This is a genomic window from Enterobacter sp. EC_50 (assembly GCF_019584525.1).
GTDB lineage: Bacteria > Pseudomonadota > Gammaproteobacteria > Enterobacterales > Enterobacteriaceae > Enterobacter > Enterobacter roggenkampii.
The window spans coordinates 18122-32573 of record NZ_VDAF01000002.1 but is presented as its reverse complement, the minus strand read 5'-3'; the positions used below and the strand labels follow the sequence as shown (position 1 = coordinate 32573).

The 14452-nt window shown below is 49.8% G+C and carries 18 protein-coding genes and 1 pseudogene; 17 read left to right on the top strand and 2 right to left on the bottom strand.

Translation table 11 applies throughout. The annotated features are described in order from the left end of the window. Positions 1-74 precede the first annotated feature (74 nt). Positions 75-542, top strand: a complete 468-nt coding sequence (locus FHC48_RS01855; protein ID WP_220418812.1) for a GNAT family N-acetyltransferase — start codon at positions 75-77, stop codon at positions 540-542. A 139-nt stretch (positions 543-681) separates the two neighbouring features. On the opposite strand, the gene FHC48_RS01850 is transcribed toward FHC48_RS01855, so the two are convergent. Beyond that, the gene (locus FHC48_RS01850) at positions 682-1224 is read right to left on the bottom strand and encodes a GNAT family N-acetyltransferase (RefSeq protein WP_220418813.1); all 543 of its coding nucleotides are present in this window, start codon (positions 1222-1224) and stop codon (positions 682-684) included. 209 nt (positions 1225-1433) lie between these two features. On the opposite strand from FHC48_RS01850, the gene FHC48_RS01845 reads away from it, so the two are divergent. The 9 genes from FHC48_RS01845 (at position 1434) to FHC48_RS23435 (ending at position 6786) form a co-directional block, all read left to right on the top strand. Then, on the top strand, positions 1434-1667 hold the full coding sequence (locus FHC48_RS01845; RefSeq protein ID WP_220418814.1) for a DinI-like family protein: 234 nt from the start codon (positions 1434-1436) through the stop codon (positions 1665-1667). 415 nt (positions 1668-2082) lie between these two features. Next, a complete protein-coding gene (locus tag FHC48_RS01840; RefSeq protein WP_040017176.1) occupies positions 2083-2283 on the top strand; it encodes a hypothetical protein in 201 nt (66 codons plus the stop codon). Next, the gene (locus FHC48_RS01835; protein ID WP_220418815.1) at positions 2274-2642 is read left to right on the top strand and encodes a RusA family crossover junction endodeoxyribonuclease; all 369 of its coding nucleotides are present in this window, start codon (positions 2274-2276) and stop codon (positions 2640-2642) included. The genes FHC48_RS01840 and FHC48_RS01835 overlap by 10 nt, the downstream gene beginning before the upstream one ends. After that, complete coding sequence (locus tag FHC48_RS01830; protein ID WP_220418832.1) at positions 2642-3661, top strand: DUF968 domain-containing protein; 1020 nt, start codon at positions 2642-2644, stop codon at positions 3659-3661. Before FHC48_RS01835 ends, FHC48_RS01830 begins: the two co-directional genes overlap by 1 nt. 12 nt (positions 3662-3673) lie before the next feature. Continuing rightward, positions 3674-4279: a hypothetical protein gene (locus tag FHC48_RS01825; protein ID WP_220418816.1), complete on the top strand. Its 606-nt coding sequence runs from the start codon at positions 3674-3676 to the stop codon at positions 4277-4279. 1227 nt (positions 4280-5506) lie between these two features. Further along, positions 5507-5722 carry a class II holin family protein gene (locus FHC48_RS01820; RefSeq protein ID WP_023292747.1) on the top strand — a complete coding sequence of 72 codons (216 nt, stop codon included), beginning with the start codon at positions 5507-5509 and terminating at the stop codon, positions 5720-5722. Beyond that, positions 5722-6258 (top strand): lysozyme, encoded by a 537-nt coding sequence (locus tag FHC48_RS01815; RefSeq protein ID WP_023292746.1) that lies wholly within the window; start codon positions 5722-5724, stop codon positions 6256-6258. Before FHC48_RS01820 ends, FHC48_RS01815 begins: the two co-directional genes overlap by 1 nt. Continuing rightward, positions 6255-6644: a DUF2570 domain-containing protein gene (locus FHC48_RS01810; protein ID WP_220418817.1), complete on the top strand. Its 390-nt coding sequence runs from the start codon at positions 6255-6257 to the stop codon at positions 6642-6644. The genes FHC48_RS01815 and FHC48_RS01810 overlap by 4 nt, the downstream gene beginning before the upstream one ends. Further along, entirely contained in the window at positions 6532-6786 is a 255-nt protein-coding gene (locus FHC48_RS23435) for a hypothetical protein (RefSeq protein ID WP_227010006.1), read from the top strand. The genes FHC48_RS01810 and FHC48_RS23435 overlap by 113 nt, the downstream gene beginning before the upstream one ends. A gap of 42 nt (positions 6787-6828) precedes the next feature. On the opposite strand, the gene FHC48_RS01805 is transcribed toward FHC48_RS23435, so the two are convergent. Beyond that, positions 6829-7182, bottom strand: coding sequence for a hypothetical protein (locus tag FHC48_RS01805; protein WP_220418818.1), 354 nt, complete (start codon positions 7180-7182; stop codon positions 6829-6831). A 172-nt stretch (positions 7183-7354) separates the two neighbouring features. Here FHC48_RS01805 and FHC48_RS01800 point away from each other — a divergent pair, with 172 nt between their 5' ends. The 7 genes and pseudogenes from FHC48_RS01800 (at position 7355) to FHC48_RS01770 (ending at position 14447) form a co-directional block, all read left to right on the top strand. After that, a complete protein-coding gene (locus FHC48_RS01800; protein ID WP_023292743.1) occupies positions 7355-7714 on the top strand; it encodes a cell envelope integrity TolA C-terminal domain-containing protein in 360 nt (119 codons plus the stop codon). Between the two features lie 540 nt (positions 7715-8254). Next, positions 8255-8458 (top strand): hypothetical protein, encoded by a 204-nt coding sequence (locus tag FHC48_RS01795; protein ID WP_023292741.1) that lies wholly within the window; start codon positions 8255-8257, stop codon positions 8456-8458. 431 nt (positions 8459-8889) lie between these two features. Next, positions 8890-9434, top strand: a pseudogene (locus FHC48_RS01790) (terminase small subunit). Continuing rightward, positions 9409-11331, top strand: coding sequence for a phage terminase large subunit family protein (locus FHC48_RS01785; RefSeq protein WP_220420492.1), 1923 nt, complete (start codon positions 9409-9411; stop codon positions 11329-11331). The pseudogene FHC48_RS01790 and the gene FHC48_RS01785 overlap by 26 nt, the downstream one beginning before the upstream one ends. Then, positions 11331-11537: a phage head-tail joining protein gene (locus FHC48_RS01780; protein WP_023292738.1), complete on the top strand. Its 207-nt coding sequence runs from the start codon at positions 11331-11333 to the stop codon at positions 11535-11537. Before FHC48_RS01785 ends, FHC48_RS01780 begins: the two co-directional genes overlap by 1 nt. Continuing rightward, positions 11534-13123: a phage portal protein gene (locus FHC48_RS01775; RefSeq protein WP_182278766.1), complete on the top strand. Its 1590-nt coding sequence runs from the start codon at positions 11534-11536 to the stop codon at positions 13121-13123. The genes FHC48_RS01780 and FHC48_RS01775 overlap by 4 nt, the downstream gene beginning before the upstream one ends. After that, positions 13104-14447: a S49 family peptidase gene (locus tag FHC48_RS01770; RefSeq protein WP_220418821.1), complete on the top strand. Its 1344-nt coding sequence runs from the start codon at positions 13104-13106 to the stop codon at positions 14445-14447. The genes FHC48_RS01775 and FHC48_RS01770 overlap by 20 nt, the downstream gene beginning before the upstream one ends. Positions 14448-14452 lie beyond the last annotated feature (5 nt).

Sequence of the window (14452 nt, the reverse complement as noted above, 5' to 3'; positions counted from 1 at the left end):
TGTGAGAGAGGAGATGACACCCTGTTTCACAAAAAGTAGTATTGTTCTACAAGCAGCTTTCATAATGAGGTTTTATGAAAATAAGAAGGTTCCGTAATGGGGATGAAATCTCATTATTTAACGTGTTTTATTCTTCTGTACATACCGTCGCATTACACTACTACACACATGAACAAATTGATGCTTGGGCCCCGGCAGAAATCGACCAGGAACAATGGGCCAATCACATGAGGAAACTATCCCCTATTGTTGTAGAGGTTGAAGGCGAAATAGCTGGATATGCAGATCTCCAACCAAATGGGTACATTGACCATTTTTATGTCTCAGGAACCTATTCAGGACAGGGGGTAGGGACATTACTTATGAATTGCATTCATGAGGAAGCGAGGCAACATGGAACTAGTGAGCTTACTTCAAATGTAAGTAAGGCTGCGGAAGCGTTCTTTCTACGACACGGCTTTCATGTAGTGGAGAGAGGTTTTCCTATTTGCCGTGGAATTACATTAGAAAATGCACTGATGAGAAAACATTTGGCTAAATAATAAATAACCTGCAGCAGGCAGCATTGTTTGCCTGATTGAGCTCAACAAACCAGTACAATGGATGTCCGCTCCTTGCGCACAGGGGATTTATATGGCACAGCCAAAACTTACATACTCTGATAAGTACTTGAAACGTAATTTAACTCGTTGATTTAAATTCTTTTTTTAATAATGCGTAAACAAATGTATTGTCATATTTTTCCTCGCCTTTATCCGTAATAAATGAAACAAACTCTTTAAAACAACCCTCTTGTCGCATCCCAAGGCGGGAACACAATCTTTGTGAGGACAGGTTGTAGTCTTCAACGTATGCGTAGAGGCGTCTTGCTTGTTTGACATTAAACAAATATTTAAACAGGGCCCCAACTGATTCTGTTGCATACCCGTACCCTTCATAGCGCTGATTAAAGTGCCAACCTACGGACCACGTATTAGCATCTGGCTCGCCACTATTTTCTGCAAACAGATGGCCAATAACGAGGTCGGTGTCTTTGAGGCAAACAGCAAATTGGCTTGGATCTTTTGCCCTTCTGCATACCTCATCCTCGGCATCCTCAACTGAGTTGAGCGTTTCATCCTGAAAACAGGGAGTACGTGGCGAAGACAGATAGTCCAGAAGAGCTAAAGCATCACTCTCTTTAAATGAACGAAGAATGAGTCTGGGTGAAGTGGCTATTTTCATGGCTTGTCGTTTCCAATAAAAGATTAGTTATATAGTGCTGATTTAATGAAGAATTTATTGGGTGAGTAATACTGGCTTCGACATTACCGCTCACTGTCTCGTTTGTAAACAACATAATCATACTTTAACAATTCGTGCTGTTAAGGCGTTGATCAAACTTCTCCATAAGTGTACTGTATAAACATACAGCTTTTGCGGTGGAGGCGCTTATGAAAGTTGAATTAACCATTGATCGTACTAAAGAACTTCCAGAGGGTGTAGTCCCGGCACTTGAGAGAGAATTATTAAAACGACTCCAGAGTCAGTTCGAGGAGTGCTGTCTGATTGTGCGTCGCGCAGGTTCCGATGGGTTAAGTGTTTACGGTGGCGAAAAAGAAGCTAAAAAGACGGTTGAGGAAATCCTCCAGCAGACCTGGGAAAGTGCAGACGACTGGTTTTATTGAAACAGCATGCAGAAATTTTCCAGTTTGGAGGGGAGATTGGTGGAACAAAAAGAAGAATTACCTAACAAGGGCTATGCGGTCATCAGATGCAACGATGGGGTTATCGTTGCGCGACTGCACTCATTTCCTGATAGTGGTCGCGCGCTCATGTACAGACGTGGGGATGAAGTATCCTTTATGCCGTTACAGGATGATGAGATAGTAGGAGCACCGACACTCTTTACGCAGATGCTTGAACGGGCTGGTTATCGCGTTTCCAAGAATTCTGTTACACTCCCGTCATAGGCCTGAACACCCTATACCTGCTGCGCCACTGGAGAGAAACCATGGCGCAAACACCAAACCCGAATAAATGCCTACTGACCCCTCAACGGGCCAGCATTTTTCTTTTGATGTCACTCCTGCAGGAGGCGTCATGAAGAAAAGCTGGTTCACTCACACCGGGCTGACAACCGAAGAAGCCAATGAACTGGTGGCTCGCTACAAGTCTAAAGGCGTCCCCGTCGAGAAAAGCCTCGATATTGACCCTCGTTTTTGGATAGTCAGCGCATTACTACCTCAGCAAAAATCCTCAGCTAAGACAGCGCAAAGCATGCGTTCTCGTGCATGGGGGTGATCGTGACAGTGTACAACATCCTCCCGATGGGTAAGCCACGCATGACGCGTGCCGACAAATGGAAGAAGCGCCCTGAAGTTATGCGTTACCGGGCCTTTTGCGATCACGTCCGGCTCCTGGGCATTTGCATGCCCGAATCAAATTCACACGTTACCTTCGTTCTTCCAATGCCGAAGAGCTGGAGCAAGAAAAAGCGGGCAGAGATGAACGGGAAGCCCCATCAGGGTAAGCCCGATCTTGATAATCTTATGAAGTCTTTGATGGATGCGCTCTTCGAAGACGACACGCATATCTGGGATTCAAGGATAACAAAGCTCTGGGGCGAGAATGGGCAGATCATTATCAGGGAGAGAGTGTGATGCGTGCGCTTCTTCAACCTGTGATTGCACGGGAGTTGGGTGTCGTACTGTTGAAGCCAGGCAGAGAGCTGATGGAGTTGTTCACCGCAGGTAGAGTGTTGATCGAGCGTCAGCCTGAAAGCATGCGCGAATATCAAACAGGCCGTGTTCCCGATGCTAGGCAGCCACTGGCTGAAAACGAGCAGTTGCGAAGCTTCTTTTTGAATGAAAAGGTCCTGACTGCTGCTGGTGGTATTAGCGGGCTTGATTATTGGTTGCTGAAGTATGGAGGAGGAAATTGCCAGTACGCTCATAGCGATTACCATTATCACGAATTAACCATCATGCACCATGAGCCGGGTTCCATTTTACTTTGTGGTTATTGTGATAATCAGCTGCGTGAACAACATACCGAGGGTCTGGAAGACCTGGCCTGTAATAACGTGGTTGCCTATGTGCTGGATTCTGTCCGCATTTATCTTTGCTTGGACAAAAGCCGTGAGATCTCACTTGCAGAGCTCTGCTGGTGGACAGTACGTAAAGGGGTTACGGATGCACTTCCAGAATCATGCGTTCGTGAAGCGCTTCGTTTACCTCGAGAAAGCAAGATTGGTCGCGAAAGCGATATTACGCCTTCTGTACCGGCCAGCAGCATCCTTTGGGAATTAGTTTCAGCTGTTGACCTGCCTGATGCGCTGACAGAACCGCTGGTGGGCGTGATGGTGGAACCGGCGCCGCCTCAGTCTTTCATGCGTCGACCGAAGCGTCTGCGTTGGGAAAGTCGCAATTATCTGAATTGGGTAAAAACACAGCCCTGCGAATGCTGCCAGCAGCAATCAGATGACCCGCATCACTTAATCGGATGGGGGCAGGGTGGCATGGCAACAAAAGCTCACGACATCTTCACGATTCCACTTTGCCGAAAACATCATACCGAACTTCATAACGACCGCCTGGCATTCGAGCGCAAATATGGCTCGCAGCTGGAAATGATCATTAGAGTGCTGGACCGGGCCTACGCGCTCGGCGTTCTGGCGTAAGGAGCGAACAGGATGACACCACGTCAACGCCGTAATCATATTGAAGCGCTGGGTAAAGCAGCGAGTGCGCCGCGTAAAAGCTGGCTGGGTAAAAGCATGCTTCTTACAGGTATTCAGTCGGCATGGATTAAATCATTGCTGACAACATGGGGCGAGGGGGTAAGCGGTGGAACAGCCCCACGATTGCCTCGCGCTCATGCATGCTGGGATGTTCTTAAGGGCGGGCGATGGTCGGATAAGGCATTGTCTCGCTTTACAGCTGCACTGGAACAAGCTCGAGCAGAGGGATTCAGAGGGCCGCAGGCGTTAAATCGTGCTCACGCAATTTTGTGGCCACAGCCCGCCACCAGCATCATTGATGAAGCTATGCACGATGATGATGTGGATTTTGTAGAGCAGTCGGTGCTGCAGGCGCTAGATGTAACTGACCCGGTGTATATCGTCGGTCTGCAGTATTACACCTCACGCAAAAAAATCTCAGACATTACGCGGGAACTACAGTCTATCGCACCGTGGCTAACGGACTGGGAGGCCAGAAAACGAGTTCGCTGGTGCCTGGAGATATTCAGGGCGAAGGTCTTTTTATCTACGCGGAAACTCCTGGCTGAGCAGAGCTGAATGATTGGGTTTTAACTTTTTGTGCTCTAATTCTATTTATATATTGAAAACGAGCCATGAATTTAGATAATTCATTCATGCTTGGCAGAGCTGCGCCGCGATGGCAGCGAACTTAAGCGACAATTTGAAAATAACAAAAGCCCCGCCAGTAGGGGCTTTTGCTTTACGGCGATACGACAGGGGTATTCGCGAAGGTGTATTGCACCAGTACCCCTGTCATATCGCCGAACTAACCAGACATATTCGAAGTAAAAAAATTTTAAGGGCCCTGTGCTGCAAGCTATGGTTTATCTCTTGTGTTGACAGTTTGTTGATCCAGTTTGAATTAAACTGCGTACAATAAATGAACAGGGAGAATGTATTGTTAAAGATACTCAAAACGCTGGCGTTGGTAATCTGTTTTGTGGTTAGCTGTGCAATGTACTTTCATCTCTATGTAGTGATGAATAAGGATTGTATTGGGAATACCACAGAAGAGGTGACCTATGGGCGTCTGGTTGATTGCCCTGATACTGATTGCCAGCCTTATAGCTGGAGTTGTTATTTACATTGATGTTATCTCGGATTTCATTGTCGATGCCAATTTCCTTCATCTCCCATAGATGTTTTTGCGTGAGCGCTGCTTTTCGCAAAATTGCTGTGTGAAAATACTGACCCTTGGGTTCAGCGCTCATCCAAAAGCATCTCGTCAAAATCCAACTAACCGGGGTGGTTTGTTGGATGAGGTGCCTCAAATTCAAATAGCCTCGCTTCGGCGAGGTTTTTTCATTTGTAAATCCGCCATCATGAAGTAATGACTAATCCCATTGACCGAAGGAATAAGTTCAGCGTAATTTATTTCTGTGGTGAATCCTTTCTAAGCGAAAGGGCGTTCCAGTCGACTGCTATCTGCAGGTATGCGCGCGGCTTTGCTGACTGGGGTAGAGTCACCGGGAGGCACCCGGCACCATGACAACAATAATACAAGCTTCAAATTCCTTGAGAGCCTGCCATAAAAAGCAGGCCTTTTTTTATGGTTTTGCAAACTGCTGCTACTCTTTGAGTTGTGGGAAGTAACTGAATGCCCTGTGGTTCTCCTGGACCGATAGTGAATCAGCCGATACAGCTTCACTCCTGAGCATAGGCCTTACTCACACCTACCTTACAAATAGTCAACTCATTAGCCCGCCTTCAAAAGCGGGCTTTTTTTATTCTCACAACAGCACCCGCATAGAGCGAGGTGAGAGCATGTATCGAATGGACAAAATAACTACTGGCATTTCCTACGGCGCATCGGGAGGTAGTGCCATTTACTGGTTTAGAAGACTTCTTGACGGTTACTCCCCAGAGCAGTGGGCGGCTATAGGTGTGATCGGTAGTTTACTGTTCGGCTTGCTCACCTTTCTCACCAACCTCTATTTCCAAATCAAAGCAGACCGTCGAAGAGCTGCGCGAGGTGAATGATGTCTAATAAATCAAAACTCAGCGCAGCAGTGCTGGCACTAATCGCATCAGGTGCATCTGCTCCACTCATTTTTGACCAGTTCATCAGCGAGAAAGAAGGCAATGCGCTGGTGGCCGTTGTTGATCCGGGTGGGGTCTGGTCTTTATGTCACGGCGTGACCGTCATCGATGGCAGGCGTGTTGTTAAAGGCATGACGGCCACTGAAGAACAATGTCGCAAGGTTAACGCTATTGAACGCGATAAGGCATTAGCCTGGGTTGATCGCAATATCAAAGTGCCTCTGACAGAGCCACAAAAGGTAGGCATTGCGTCCTTCTGCCCGTACAACATTGGTCCCGGGAAATGCTATCCATCGACATTCTACCATCGCATCAACGCTGGTGACCGTAAAGGGGCATGCGAAGCAATCCGCTGGTGGATTAAAGACGGTGGCCGTGATTGCCGACTAACCAAAGGCCAAAAGAACGGCTGTTACGGTCAGGTCGAGCGGCGCGTCCAGGAAAGCGCACTGGCATGCTGGGGGATAGATCAGTGAACCGCCTTACCGCCATTATCTCCGTGGTGTTGGTGTGCCTGATTGTCTGCCTTGGCTGGCTGGCAATGCACTACCACAACGCTGCCAGTCAGCAGCAGACGCGCGCAGAAACCGCAGAGCAGCAGATTAACGCCGCTGAGTCAGTGACCTCTAACGTCCTGACCAACATGACCATTTTCAACACCATCTCCGAGGTCAACCAGCATGCAAAAGAGCAGATCGCACTGGACGCATCGGGAGCATCGGCAGATATCAAGGTTGCTGTTGCGAACGATGATTGTGCTCGCCGCCCTGTTCCTGATGGCGCAGTTAAGCGGCTGCAGCAATACGCGGACGGTTTACATCAAGGTGCCGGTGGTGCCGCTTCCGGCAAACCTCACGGCTGAGACGCCTTACCCGGCTATCCTGGATCCGATGTCATGGGGGCAAAGTCTGGACCTGAATGTCAGCCTGCTTTCTGCGCTTGGGCAGTGTAACCGCGACAAGGCCGACATAAGGCAGGCTGAGAAAGCAAGAGCCAGCCAATAAAGGCACTTCAGTAGTTCTTCACTGAGTGCCTTAGATTTCTCATCAAATTTCGGCAATTAGTTGTGTAAATCGGGCCTCAGCCTCTTGGAGGGTATAGCAAGAAATATTACCCTCTAATTTTAGTTTTGTCCCATCGCTACGAACCCAGATATTCGCAACATCATGTTTGAGGATATCGCCGATCTCAAACGCAACATCCTCTGGTGCGCGTGCCGCAGAAAAATACCTGCCTCCGTCGCTCTCGAAGAGATAAACGACTAAATGTGCGTGGTCAATCGCATGCTTCTTGATAACAACGTAATGCATTACATCAACCATTAATCCTCCTTGGTAAAGATGTGATTCCTTGACAGGAATGATTTCTCTGTAGGAGCTACTTCGGATAGTGGCAGCCATTACAAAGCTCGCCTGCTGGTGGGCATGTCGTGCTGTAGAGCGTCTAGTTGCCGACTGTTAAGCATTACATCAGGCCCTGTGTAGATGCCTGCAATACAAAGTAAGAATAGCTCGTTCATTCTTCGTTTGTATATATGTTATAACTTCGGAAACATTTAGTAAGGAGCGCAGAATGAGTAAGTTTTTATGTTTCCTCGTATTATTCCTGGTGGGATGTCAGGGGCCAAAACAACAAACATTAACACCAAAGCAGAGACAGGAGTTCCCCATAATCAATCAATGGGCTGTAAAATTTAAAGAGGCAGTTGAAAGTAGATTTCCATATGCCAGTAGATATGTCGGAGATACATGCACTATCCGTGTTCATCAGCCGAAAGGAACAAATAAAATCACCAATATGCATGTAGTAGAAGGGAACCCGGAATTGTGTAAAGCGGCAGTTAAAGCTATACAGACCGCCAGTGATGATGGTTTATTACCCCTTACGCCGGAGCTTATCGGTGAGGAGTTTCCGTTGGATTTCAAACCATAGACGCGTCTCAGAACCACTATAACTTTTGTATTGCCTTCGCCATCGCAATACAGCAGACATTCACGGAGTGCCTGTGATAATGCTTTCAGAAGAGTATACGCTGCCTTATCATACAGTTTTTATAACTGTATGATAAGGATGCTTATGTTGTATTTTCTAGTGTGGGAGATTTACTCCGCTGATTGGATTTTAGTAAAGAAGGGGAATGTCTTCCTTCGATTAGAAGAGGGGCAGGATATAGACTCTCAGGTTTTGTTAACTGAGATGGGTATTGCTGAAGCAAACAACGTCAGCCGTCGCCAGTGTGTTGTTACCTCAATCCAGCCAATCCAAAAACTCGAAGCATAACTTTATCCTCATTGGCCACTGGCATCCGCTGGTGGCATTTTTAATGCGCATCGCACGCGCATATCAAAGAAAGTCTTGCAGCTGTGAGCCTGGGCAAACCGTTAACTTTCGGCGGCTTTGCCGTGCATTAGAGCTTTACTAAACAGCATTCAGTATTATCCTAATAGCTCTTTAATAAAAGGAGTTAGGCTTATGAGAATCCTCTGGGCTATTTGTGTTGTTTTCGGGGCTATTGGTTTTGTTCAAGGTATCGTTGGGGTTTTCGGCGCTGTCAGCGCACCTCAGCAAGCAGCAGGAGCAGCCATGGGAGTTGCCTGGGCAGTAATTCCTTACTGCATTGTCCGAGCCATACAGCAGATGCGGCCGCAGGAAGTAGTGATTAAAAAAGAAGATTGATTGTCATTATCCATATCAAACCAAGCCTCGCGTTAGCGGGGCTTTTTAATGTACATCGTACGTGCAGATCGAAGAAGGTCTTTCAGATGTGAGCCTGCCACTGCGGCGAAGCCGCGCTGCATGATATGACCTACATTCATTAATGCAAAACAGACGTTTAGATGTCTAAATGATTGTTGATGAATGCATGTAAATGATAATCAATGTCATTATGGGTCCTTTCCGCCAATCCGCCTTGTTACGGGGCGGCGACCTCGCAGGTTCTCGCTATTTATGAAAATTTTCAGGATTTTGCCTTTTCCGTTCTTCTTCTTGCTAAGTATCTGTCTTTGCTGGGTATAACCCACCACAAGAAAGGAAGTGTTAAAGCCTGGCAGTAGTCATTTTACCCGGCATGGTTTCCTTACCCTGTGTTTCGCCTGGAGTTCGTCATGGAGGTCAATAAAAAACGCCTTTCAGAGATTTTTGGTGTCAGCATCCGCACGATCCAGAACTGGCAGGATCAGGGAATGCCAGTTGCGCGCGGTGGTGGAAAAGGTAATGAAGTGCTTTATGACTCTGCCGCCGTAATCGAATGGTATTCCGCCCGTGACGCAGCGATAGAAAACGAAAAGCTGCGCAAAGAGGTTGAACAGCTGAGATTTGATTCAGAATCAGACCTTGTGCCTGGCACGATTGATTATGAGCGCCATAGGCTTACCCGAGCCCAGGCTGATGCTCAGGAACTAAAAATGCAAAAGAGTCCGCTGAGGTGGTGGAGACCGCATTCTGCACGTTCGTGCTGTCGCGGATAGCCGGAGAAATTGCCAGTATCCTTGATGGAATACCTCTGTCGGTTCAGCGGCGCTTTCCGGAACTGGAAAATCGACATATTGATTTCCTCAAGAAGGACATCATAAAAGCCATGAACAAAGCAGCTGCGCTGGATGAAATGATACCGGGGTTGCTGAGTGAATATATCGAACAGTCAGGTTAAGGGGCTACAGCACTCCGCGCGCTCGGGGCTCCGTTCGTTGTACCGGCCAGAACCGCAAACGGCGGTTGAGTGGGCAGACGAAAATTATTACCTTCCAAAAGAGTCTGCTTATCAGGAAGGGCGCTGGGAAACGCTGCCGTTTCAGCGTGCGATAATGAATGCGATGGGTAATGACTATATCCGCGAGGTCAATGTTGTTAAGTCTGCCCGAGTAGGCTATTCAAAAATGCTGCTCGGCGTGTATGCGTATTTCATCCAGCATAAACAGCGTAACTCGCTTATCTGGTTACCTACCGACGGTGATGCAGAAAACTTCATGAAATCCCATGTCGAACCGACAATCCGGGACATCCCCTCACTGCTGGCGCTGGCGCCCTGGTACGGTAAAAAGCACCGGGACAACACGTTGAGTATCAAACGTTTCTCGAATGGGCGAGGTTTCTGGTGCCTCGGTGGTAAAGCTGCAAAAAACTACCGTGAAAAATCTGTTGATGTGGCGGGTTATGACGAGCTGGCGGCATTTGACGATGATATCGAGAAAGAGGGCTCTCCAACGTTCCTGGGGGATAAACGTATTGAAGGGTCGGTCTGGCCTAAATCTATACGAGGATCCACACCCAAAATTAAAGGGACATGCCAGATTGAACGTGCCGCCAAGGAGTCTGAGCATTTCTTGCGCTTCTATGTTCCCTGCCCACATTGTGGTGAGGAGCAGTTCCTTAAATTCGGCGATAAAGAGACGCCATTCGGGTTCAAATGGACGCCGGGCGATCCTGCCAGCGTTATATATCTGTGTGAACACAATGCCTGCGTAATTAAACAGCAGGAGCTCGATTTTTCGCAGGCGCGGTACATCTGTGATGAAACCGGGATCTGGACGCGCGACGGACTTTGCTGGTTTTCATCATCGGGTGCCGAAATTGATCCGCCTGACAGCGTAACCTTTCACATCTGGACAGCCTATAGCCCCTTCACAACCTGGGTACAAATCGTCAAGGACTGGATCAAGACCAAAGGGGACACGGGAAAGCGTAAGACGTTCGTCAACACAACGCTTGGTGAAACGTGGGAGCCTAAAATTGGTGAGCGTCCTGATGCTGAGGTGATGGCCGAACGTATTGAGCACTTCGGTGCCAGGGTGCCGGAGCGCGTGGCCTATCTTACTGCCGGTATTGACTCCCAGCTTGACCGTTACGAAATGCGTGTCTGGGGCTGGGGGCCTGGTGAGGAAAGCTGGCTTATCGACAAAATTATCATTATGGGGCGACATGATGATGAATCCACGCTTCTGAGGTTGGATGAGGCGATCAACAAAACCTATCCGAGGCCTAACGGCGTTGAGATGCTTATTTCCCGCATCTGCTGGGATATCGGTGGCATAGACCCAACGATTGTTTATAACCGCTCGAAAAAGCATGGTCTGTTTCGTGTCATCCCCGTTAAAGGCGCATCTGTCTACGGCAAGCCCGTGGCGAATATGCCTCGTAAGCGTAACAAGAACGGCGTTTATCTCACTGAGGTAGGAACAGACACCGCGAAAGAGCAAATTTATAACCGTTTCACGCTGGTGGCAGAAGGCGACGAACCGCTGGCGGGAGCGGTTCACTTCCCTAATAACCCTGAAATATATGATTTAGCTGAGGCTCAGCAGCTTACGGCTGAAGAGCAGGTTGAGAAGTGGGTAGACGGGAAGAAAAAAATCGTCTGGGACAGTAAAAAACGACGAAATGAGGCGCTTGACTGTTTTGTCTATGCACTTGCAGCTCTGCGGATAAGTATCTCCCGCTGGCAGCTGGATCTGGATTCTCTTCTGGCCAGCTTACGGGAAGAAGACACTGGCCGTAAAAATAATAAATCTCTGGCGGATTATGCCAGGGCATTAGCGGGAGATGAATAATGGCAACACAGGCTGAACTGGATGCCGCGCGCGCAGCGTTACATGATCTGATGATGGGAAAACGGGTTGCGACGGTACAGAAAGACGGTCGAAGGGTGGAATTTACGGCGACGTCAGTCAGCGATCTGAAAAAGTACATCGCCGATCTAGAGTCACAGGTCGGTACCACTTCACGACGCCGCGGGCCGGCAAGGTTCTACGCATGAAAATTCCTTCTTTAGTTGGCCCCGACGGGAAAACCTCCCTGAGGGAATATGCAGGCTATCACGCCGGTGGCGGCGGATTCGGTGGGCAGCTAAATGCCTGGAATCCCCAGAGTGAAAGTGCCGACGCCGCACTTCTGCCGAACTTCGCCCGGGGGAATGCCCGTGCTGATGATCTGGTCCGTAACAATGGATATGCGGCAAACGCCGTTCAGCTTCACCAGGATCACATCGTCGGGTCTTTTTTCAGACTGAGTTACTGCCCGAGCTGGCGTTATCTCGGCATTAAAGAAGAGGAAAGCCGGGCATTTGCCAGGGAGGTGGAGGCCGCCTGGTATGAATATGCGGAGGATGACTTTTGCGGGATTGATGCCGAGCGCAAGCGTACCTTTACGATGATGATCCGTGAAGGCGTTGCGACGCACGCATTTAACGGTGAACTGTGCGTCCAGCCCACCTGGGACAGTGATTCATCGCGACTTTTTCGCACGCAATTTAAAATGGTTAGTCCAAAACGCGTGAGTAATCCCGGTAATACAGGTGACACGCGTAACTGTCGCGCGGGTGTCAAAATCAGTGATAGCGGCGCAGCGCTGGGGTACTACGTCAGTGAAGACAGCTATCCTGGCTGGATGTCGCAAAAATGGACCTATATACCACGGGAACTGCCGGGCGGAAGGCCATCATTCATCCATATTTTTGAACCGCTTGAGGATGGACAGACCCGCGGCGCAAACGTGTTTTACAGCGTGATGGAGCAGATGAAAATGCTCGACACCCTGCAAAATACTCAGCTCCAGAGCTCAATTGTAAAGGCGATGTATGCGGCGACAATCGAGAGCGAGCTTGATACCGATACGGCGATGGACTTTATCCTCGGCGCGGATAGTAAGCAGCAAAATAAGCTGACGGGCTGGCTTGGCGAAATGGCAGCATACTACGCTGCAGCGCCGGTTCGCCTCGGTGGCGCGAAAGTTCCTCATCTTATGCCGGGCGATTCCCTGAACCTTCAGTCAGCACAGGATACCGATAACGGTTATTCCACCTTTGAACAATCACTCCTGCGCTATATTTCGGCCGGTCTTGGTGTTTCGTATGAGCAGCTTTCCCGTAACTACTCTCAGATGAGCTATTCGACGGCGCGCGCCAGCGCCAATGAATCCTGGGCGTTCTTTATGGGGCGTCGCAAGTTTGTCGCGGCCCGGCAAGCCTGCCAGATGTTCGTCTGCTGGCTCGAAGAGGCGATTGCGCGCCGGGTTGTCACGCTCCCGTCCAAAGCCAGGTTTAGCTTCCAGGAGGCGAGAACTGCCTGGGGTAACGCAAACTGGATTGGCTCGGGGCGCATGGCTATTGATGGGCTGAAGGAGGTGCAGGAGGCCGTGATGCTGATTGAGGCTGGTCTCAGCACATATGAGAAGGAGTGTGCCAAACGCGGAGATGACTATCAGGAAATATTTTCTCAGCAGGTACGTGAAACTATGGAGCGCCGGAGTGCGGGACTTAAACCTCCGGCATGGGCGGCAGCTGCATTTGAATCTGGGCTGAAAAAATCAAACGAGGAGGTAAAAGATGACGCCAGAGCTGCGTAATCTCCCGCATATTGCCAGCATGGCCTTCAATGAGCCGCTGATGCTTGAACCCGCCTACGCGCGGGTTTTCTTTTGCGCGCTGGCAGGCCAGCTGGGTATCACCCGACTGACGGATTCCGCTTCTGGCGTCTCGCTCGGCGCTGAACAAATTGCAGAGCCGCTGGCGCTGTTTGGCGATGACGAGGAAATGGGGCCCCGGCCAGCGCGGAGCTATCAGGTAACAAACGGGATCGCGGTGCTGCCCGTTTCCGGGACGCTGGTCAGCAAAACCCGGTCACTTCAGCCTTATTCCGGTATGACGGGCTATAACGGGGTCATTGCCCGACTGCAGCAGGCAATGAGCGATCCAGGAGTAGACGGTATTCTGCTGGATATGGACACGCCGGGCGGGATGGTGTCCGGGGCTTTCGACTGTGCTGACATTATTGCCCGGATGCGGGATATCAAGCCCGTCTGGGCGCTGGCAAATGATATGAACTGCAGCGCAGGGCAGCTAATTGCCAGTTCTGCATCGCGACGGCTTGTCACGCAAACGGCCAGAACCGGCTCCATCGGCGTCATGATGGCGCACAGTAATTATGGCGCTGCGCTGAAAACTAACGGCGTTGAGGTCACGCTGATTTACAGCGGCGATCATAAAGTCGACGGCAATCCCTACGAAAAACTACCAAAGGACGTTCGCGCTGATTTTCAGATACGCATCGATGCCACTCGTCAGATGTTTGCCGAAAAGGTTTCCGCTTATACCGGCATGTCAGTGCAGGCCGTACTGGACACCGAAGCGGCCGTCTTCTCCGGTCAGGAGTCCGTGGATAACGGTCTGGCGGATGAACTTGTTAACAATACCGACGCGCTCAGCGTGATGCGTGAAGCACTCGACAGACGCAAAAAAACAACCACTGGAGGAACTATGCCATCACCTTCTGCATCTGCAGCGACCAATCAGCCAGCTGACCAAGCAGCAACACAGACGACTGCACCGGCTGAGCAGGTCACCACCGTTGATACAACAACTGCTGCCTTAATGGCCCCGGCAGACCTCAGCGCTCAGGTATCGGCAGCCGTAGCCGCCGAGAATGGTCGCATCATGGGTATTCTGAACTGCGAAGAGGCAAAAGGTCGTGAATCACAGGCCCGTGCGCTGGCAGAAACGCCGGGCATGACGGTCGAGAGTGCACAGCGCATTCTGGCCGCGGCGCCGCAAAGCGCCCAGGCGCGTACCGATACGGCGCTGGATCGCCTGATGGAAACCGCACCAGGCGCTCTTTCAGCAGGGAATGCCTCTGCTGAAGCCGGCGACGATTTGTTAAACACCCCCGTTTAAGAGGC

Excerpts from the sequence above, each read along its gene's own strand:
- FHC48_RS01770 (WP_220418821.1), top strand. The coding sequence starts at position 13,104 with ATGACGCCAGAGCTGCGTAATCTCCCGCATATTGCCAGCATGGCCTTC.
- FHC48_RS01795 (WP_023292741.1), top strand. The coding sequence starts at position 8,255 with ATGAGAATCCTCTGGGCTATTTGTGTTGTTTTCGGGGCTATTGGTTTT.
- FHC48_RS01775 (WP_182278766.1), top strand. The coding sequence starts at position 11,534 with ATGAAAATTCCTTCTTTAGTTGGCCCCGACGGGAAAACCTCCCTGAGG.
- FHC48_RS01850 (WP_220418813.1), bottom strand. The coding sequence starts at position 1,224 with ATGAAAATAGCCACTTCACCCAGACTCATTCTTCGTTCATTTAAAGAG.
- FHC48_RS01825 (WP_220418816.1), top strand. The coding sequence starts at position 3,674 with ATGACACCACGTCAACGCCGTAATCATATTGAAGCGCTGGGTAAAGCA.
- FHC48_RS01805 (WP_220418818.1), bottom strand. The coding sequence starts at position 7,182 with ATGGCTGCCACTATCCGAAGTAGCTCCTACAGAGAAATCATTCCTGTC.
- FHC48_RS01855 (WP_220418812.1), top strand. The coding sequence starts at position 75 with ATGAAAATAAGAAGGTTCCGTAATGGGGATGAAATCTCATTATTTAAC.
- FHC48_RS01780 (WP_023292738.1), top strand. The coding sequence starts at position 11,331 with ATGGCAACACAGGCTGAACTGGATGCCGCGCGCGCAGCGTTACATGAT.
- FHC48_RS01840 (WP_040017176.1), top strand. The coding sequence starts at position 2,083 with ATGAAGAAAAGCTGGTTCACTCACACCGGGCTGACAACCGAAGAAGCC.
- FHC48_RS01835 (WP_220418815.1), top strand. The coding sequence starts at position 2,274 with ATGGGGGTGATCGTGACAGTGTACAACATCCTCCCGATGGGTAAGCCA.
- FHC48_RS01815 (WP_023292746.1), top strand. The coding sequence starts at position 5,722 with ATGTCTAATAAATCAAAACTCAGCGCAGCAGTGCTGGCACTAATCGCA.
- FHC48_RS01845 (WP_220418814.1), top strand. The coding sequence starts at position 1,434 with ATGAAAGTTGAATTAACCATTGATCGTACTAAAGAACTTCCAGAGGGT.
- FHC48_RS01820 (WP_023292747.1), top strand. The coding sequence starts at position 5,507 with ATGTATCGAATGGACAAAATAACTACTGGCATTTCCTACGGCGCATCG.
- FHC48_RS01800 (WP_023292743.1), top strand. The coding sequence starts at position 7,355 with ATGAGTAAGTTTTTATGTTTCCTCGTATTATTCCTGGTGGGATGTCAG.
- FHC48_RS01830 (WP_220418832.1), top strand. The coding sequence starts at position 2,642 with ATGCGTGCGCTTCTTCAACCTGTGATTGCACGGGAGTTGGGTGTCGTA.
- FHC48_RS23435 (WP_227010006.1), top strand. The coding sequence starts at position 6,532 with ATGATTGTGCTCGCCGCCCTGTTCCTGATGGCGCAGTTAAGCGGCTGC.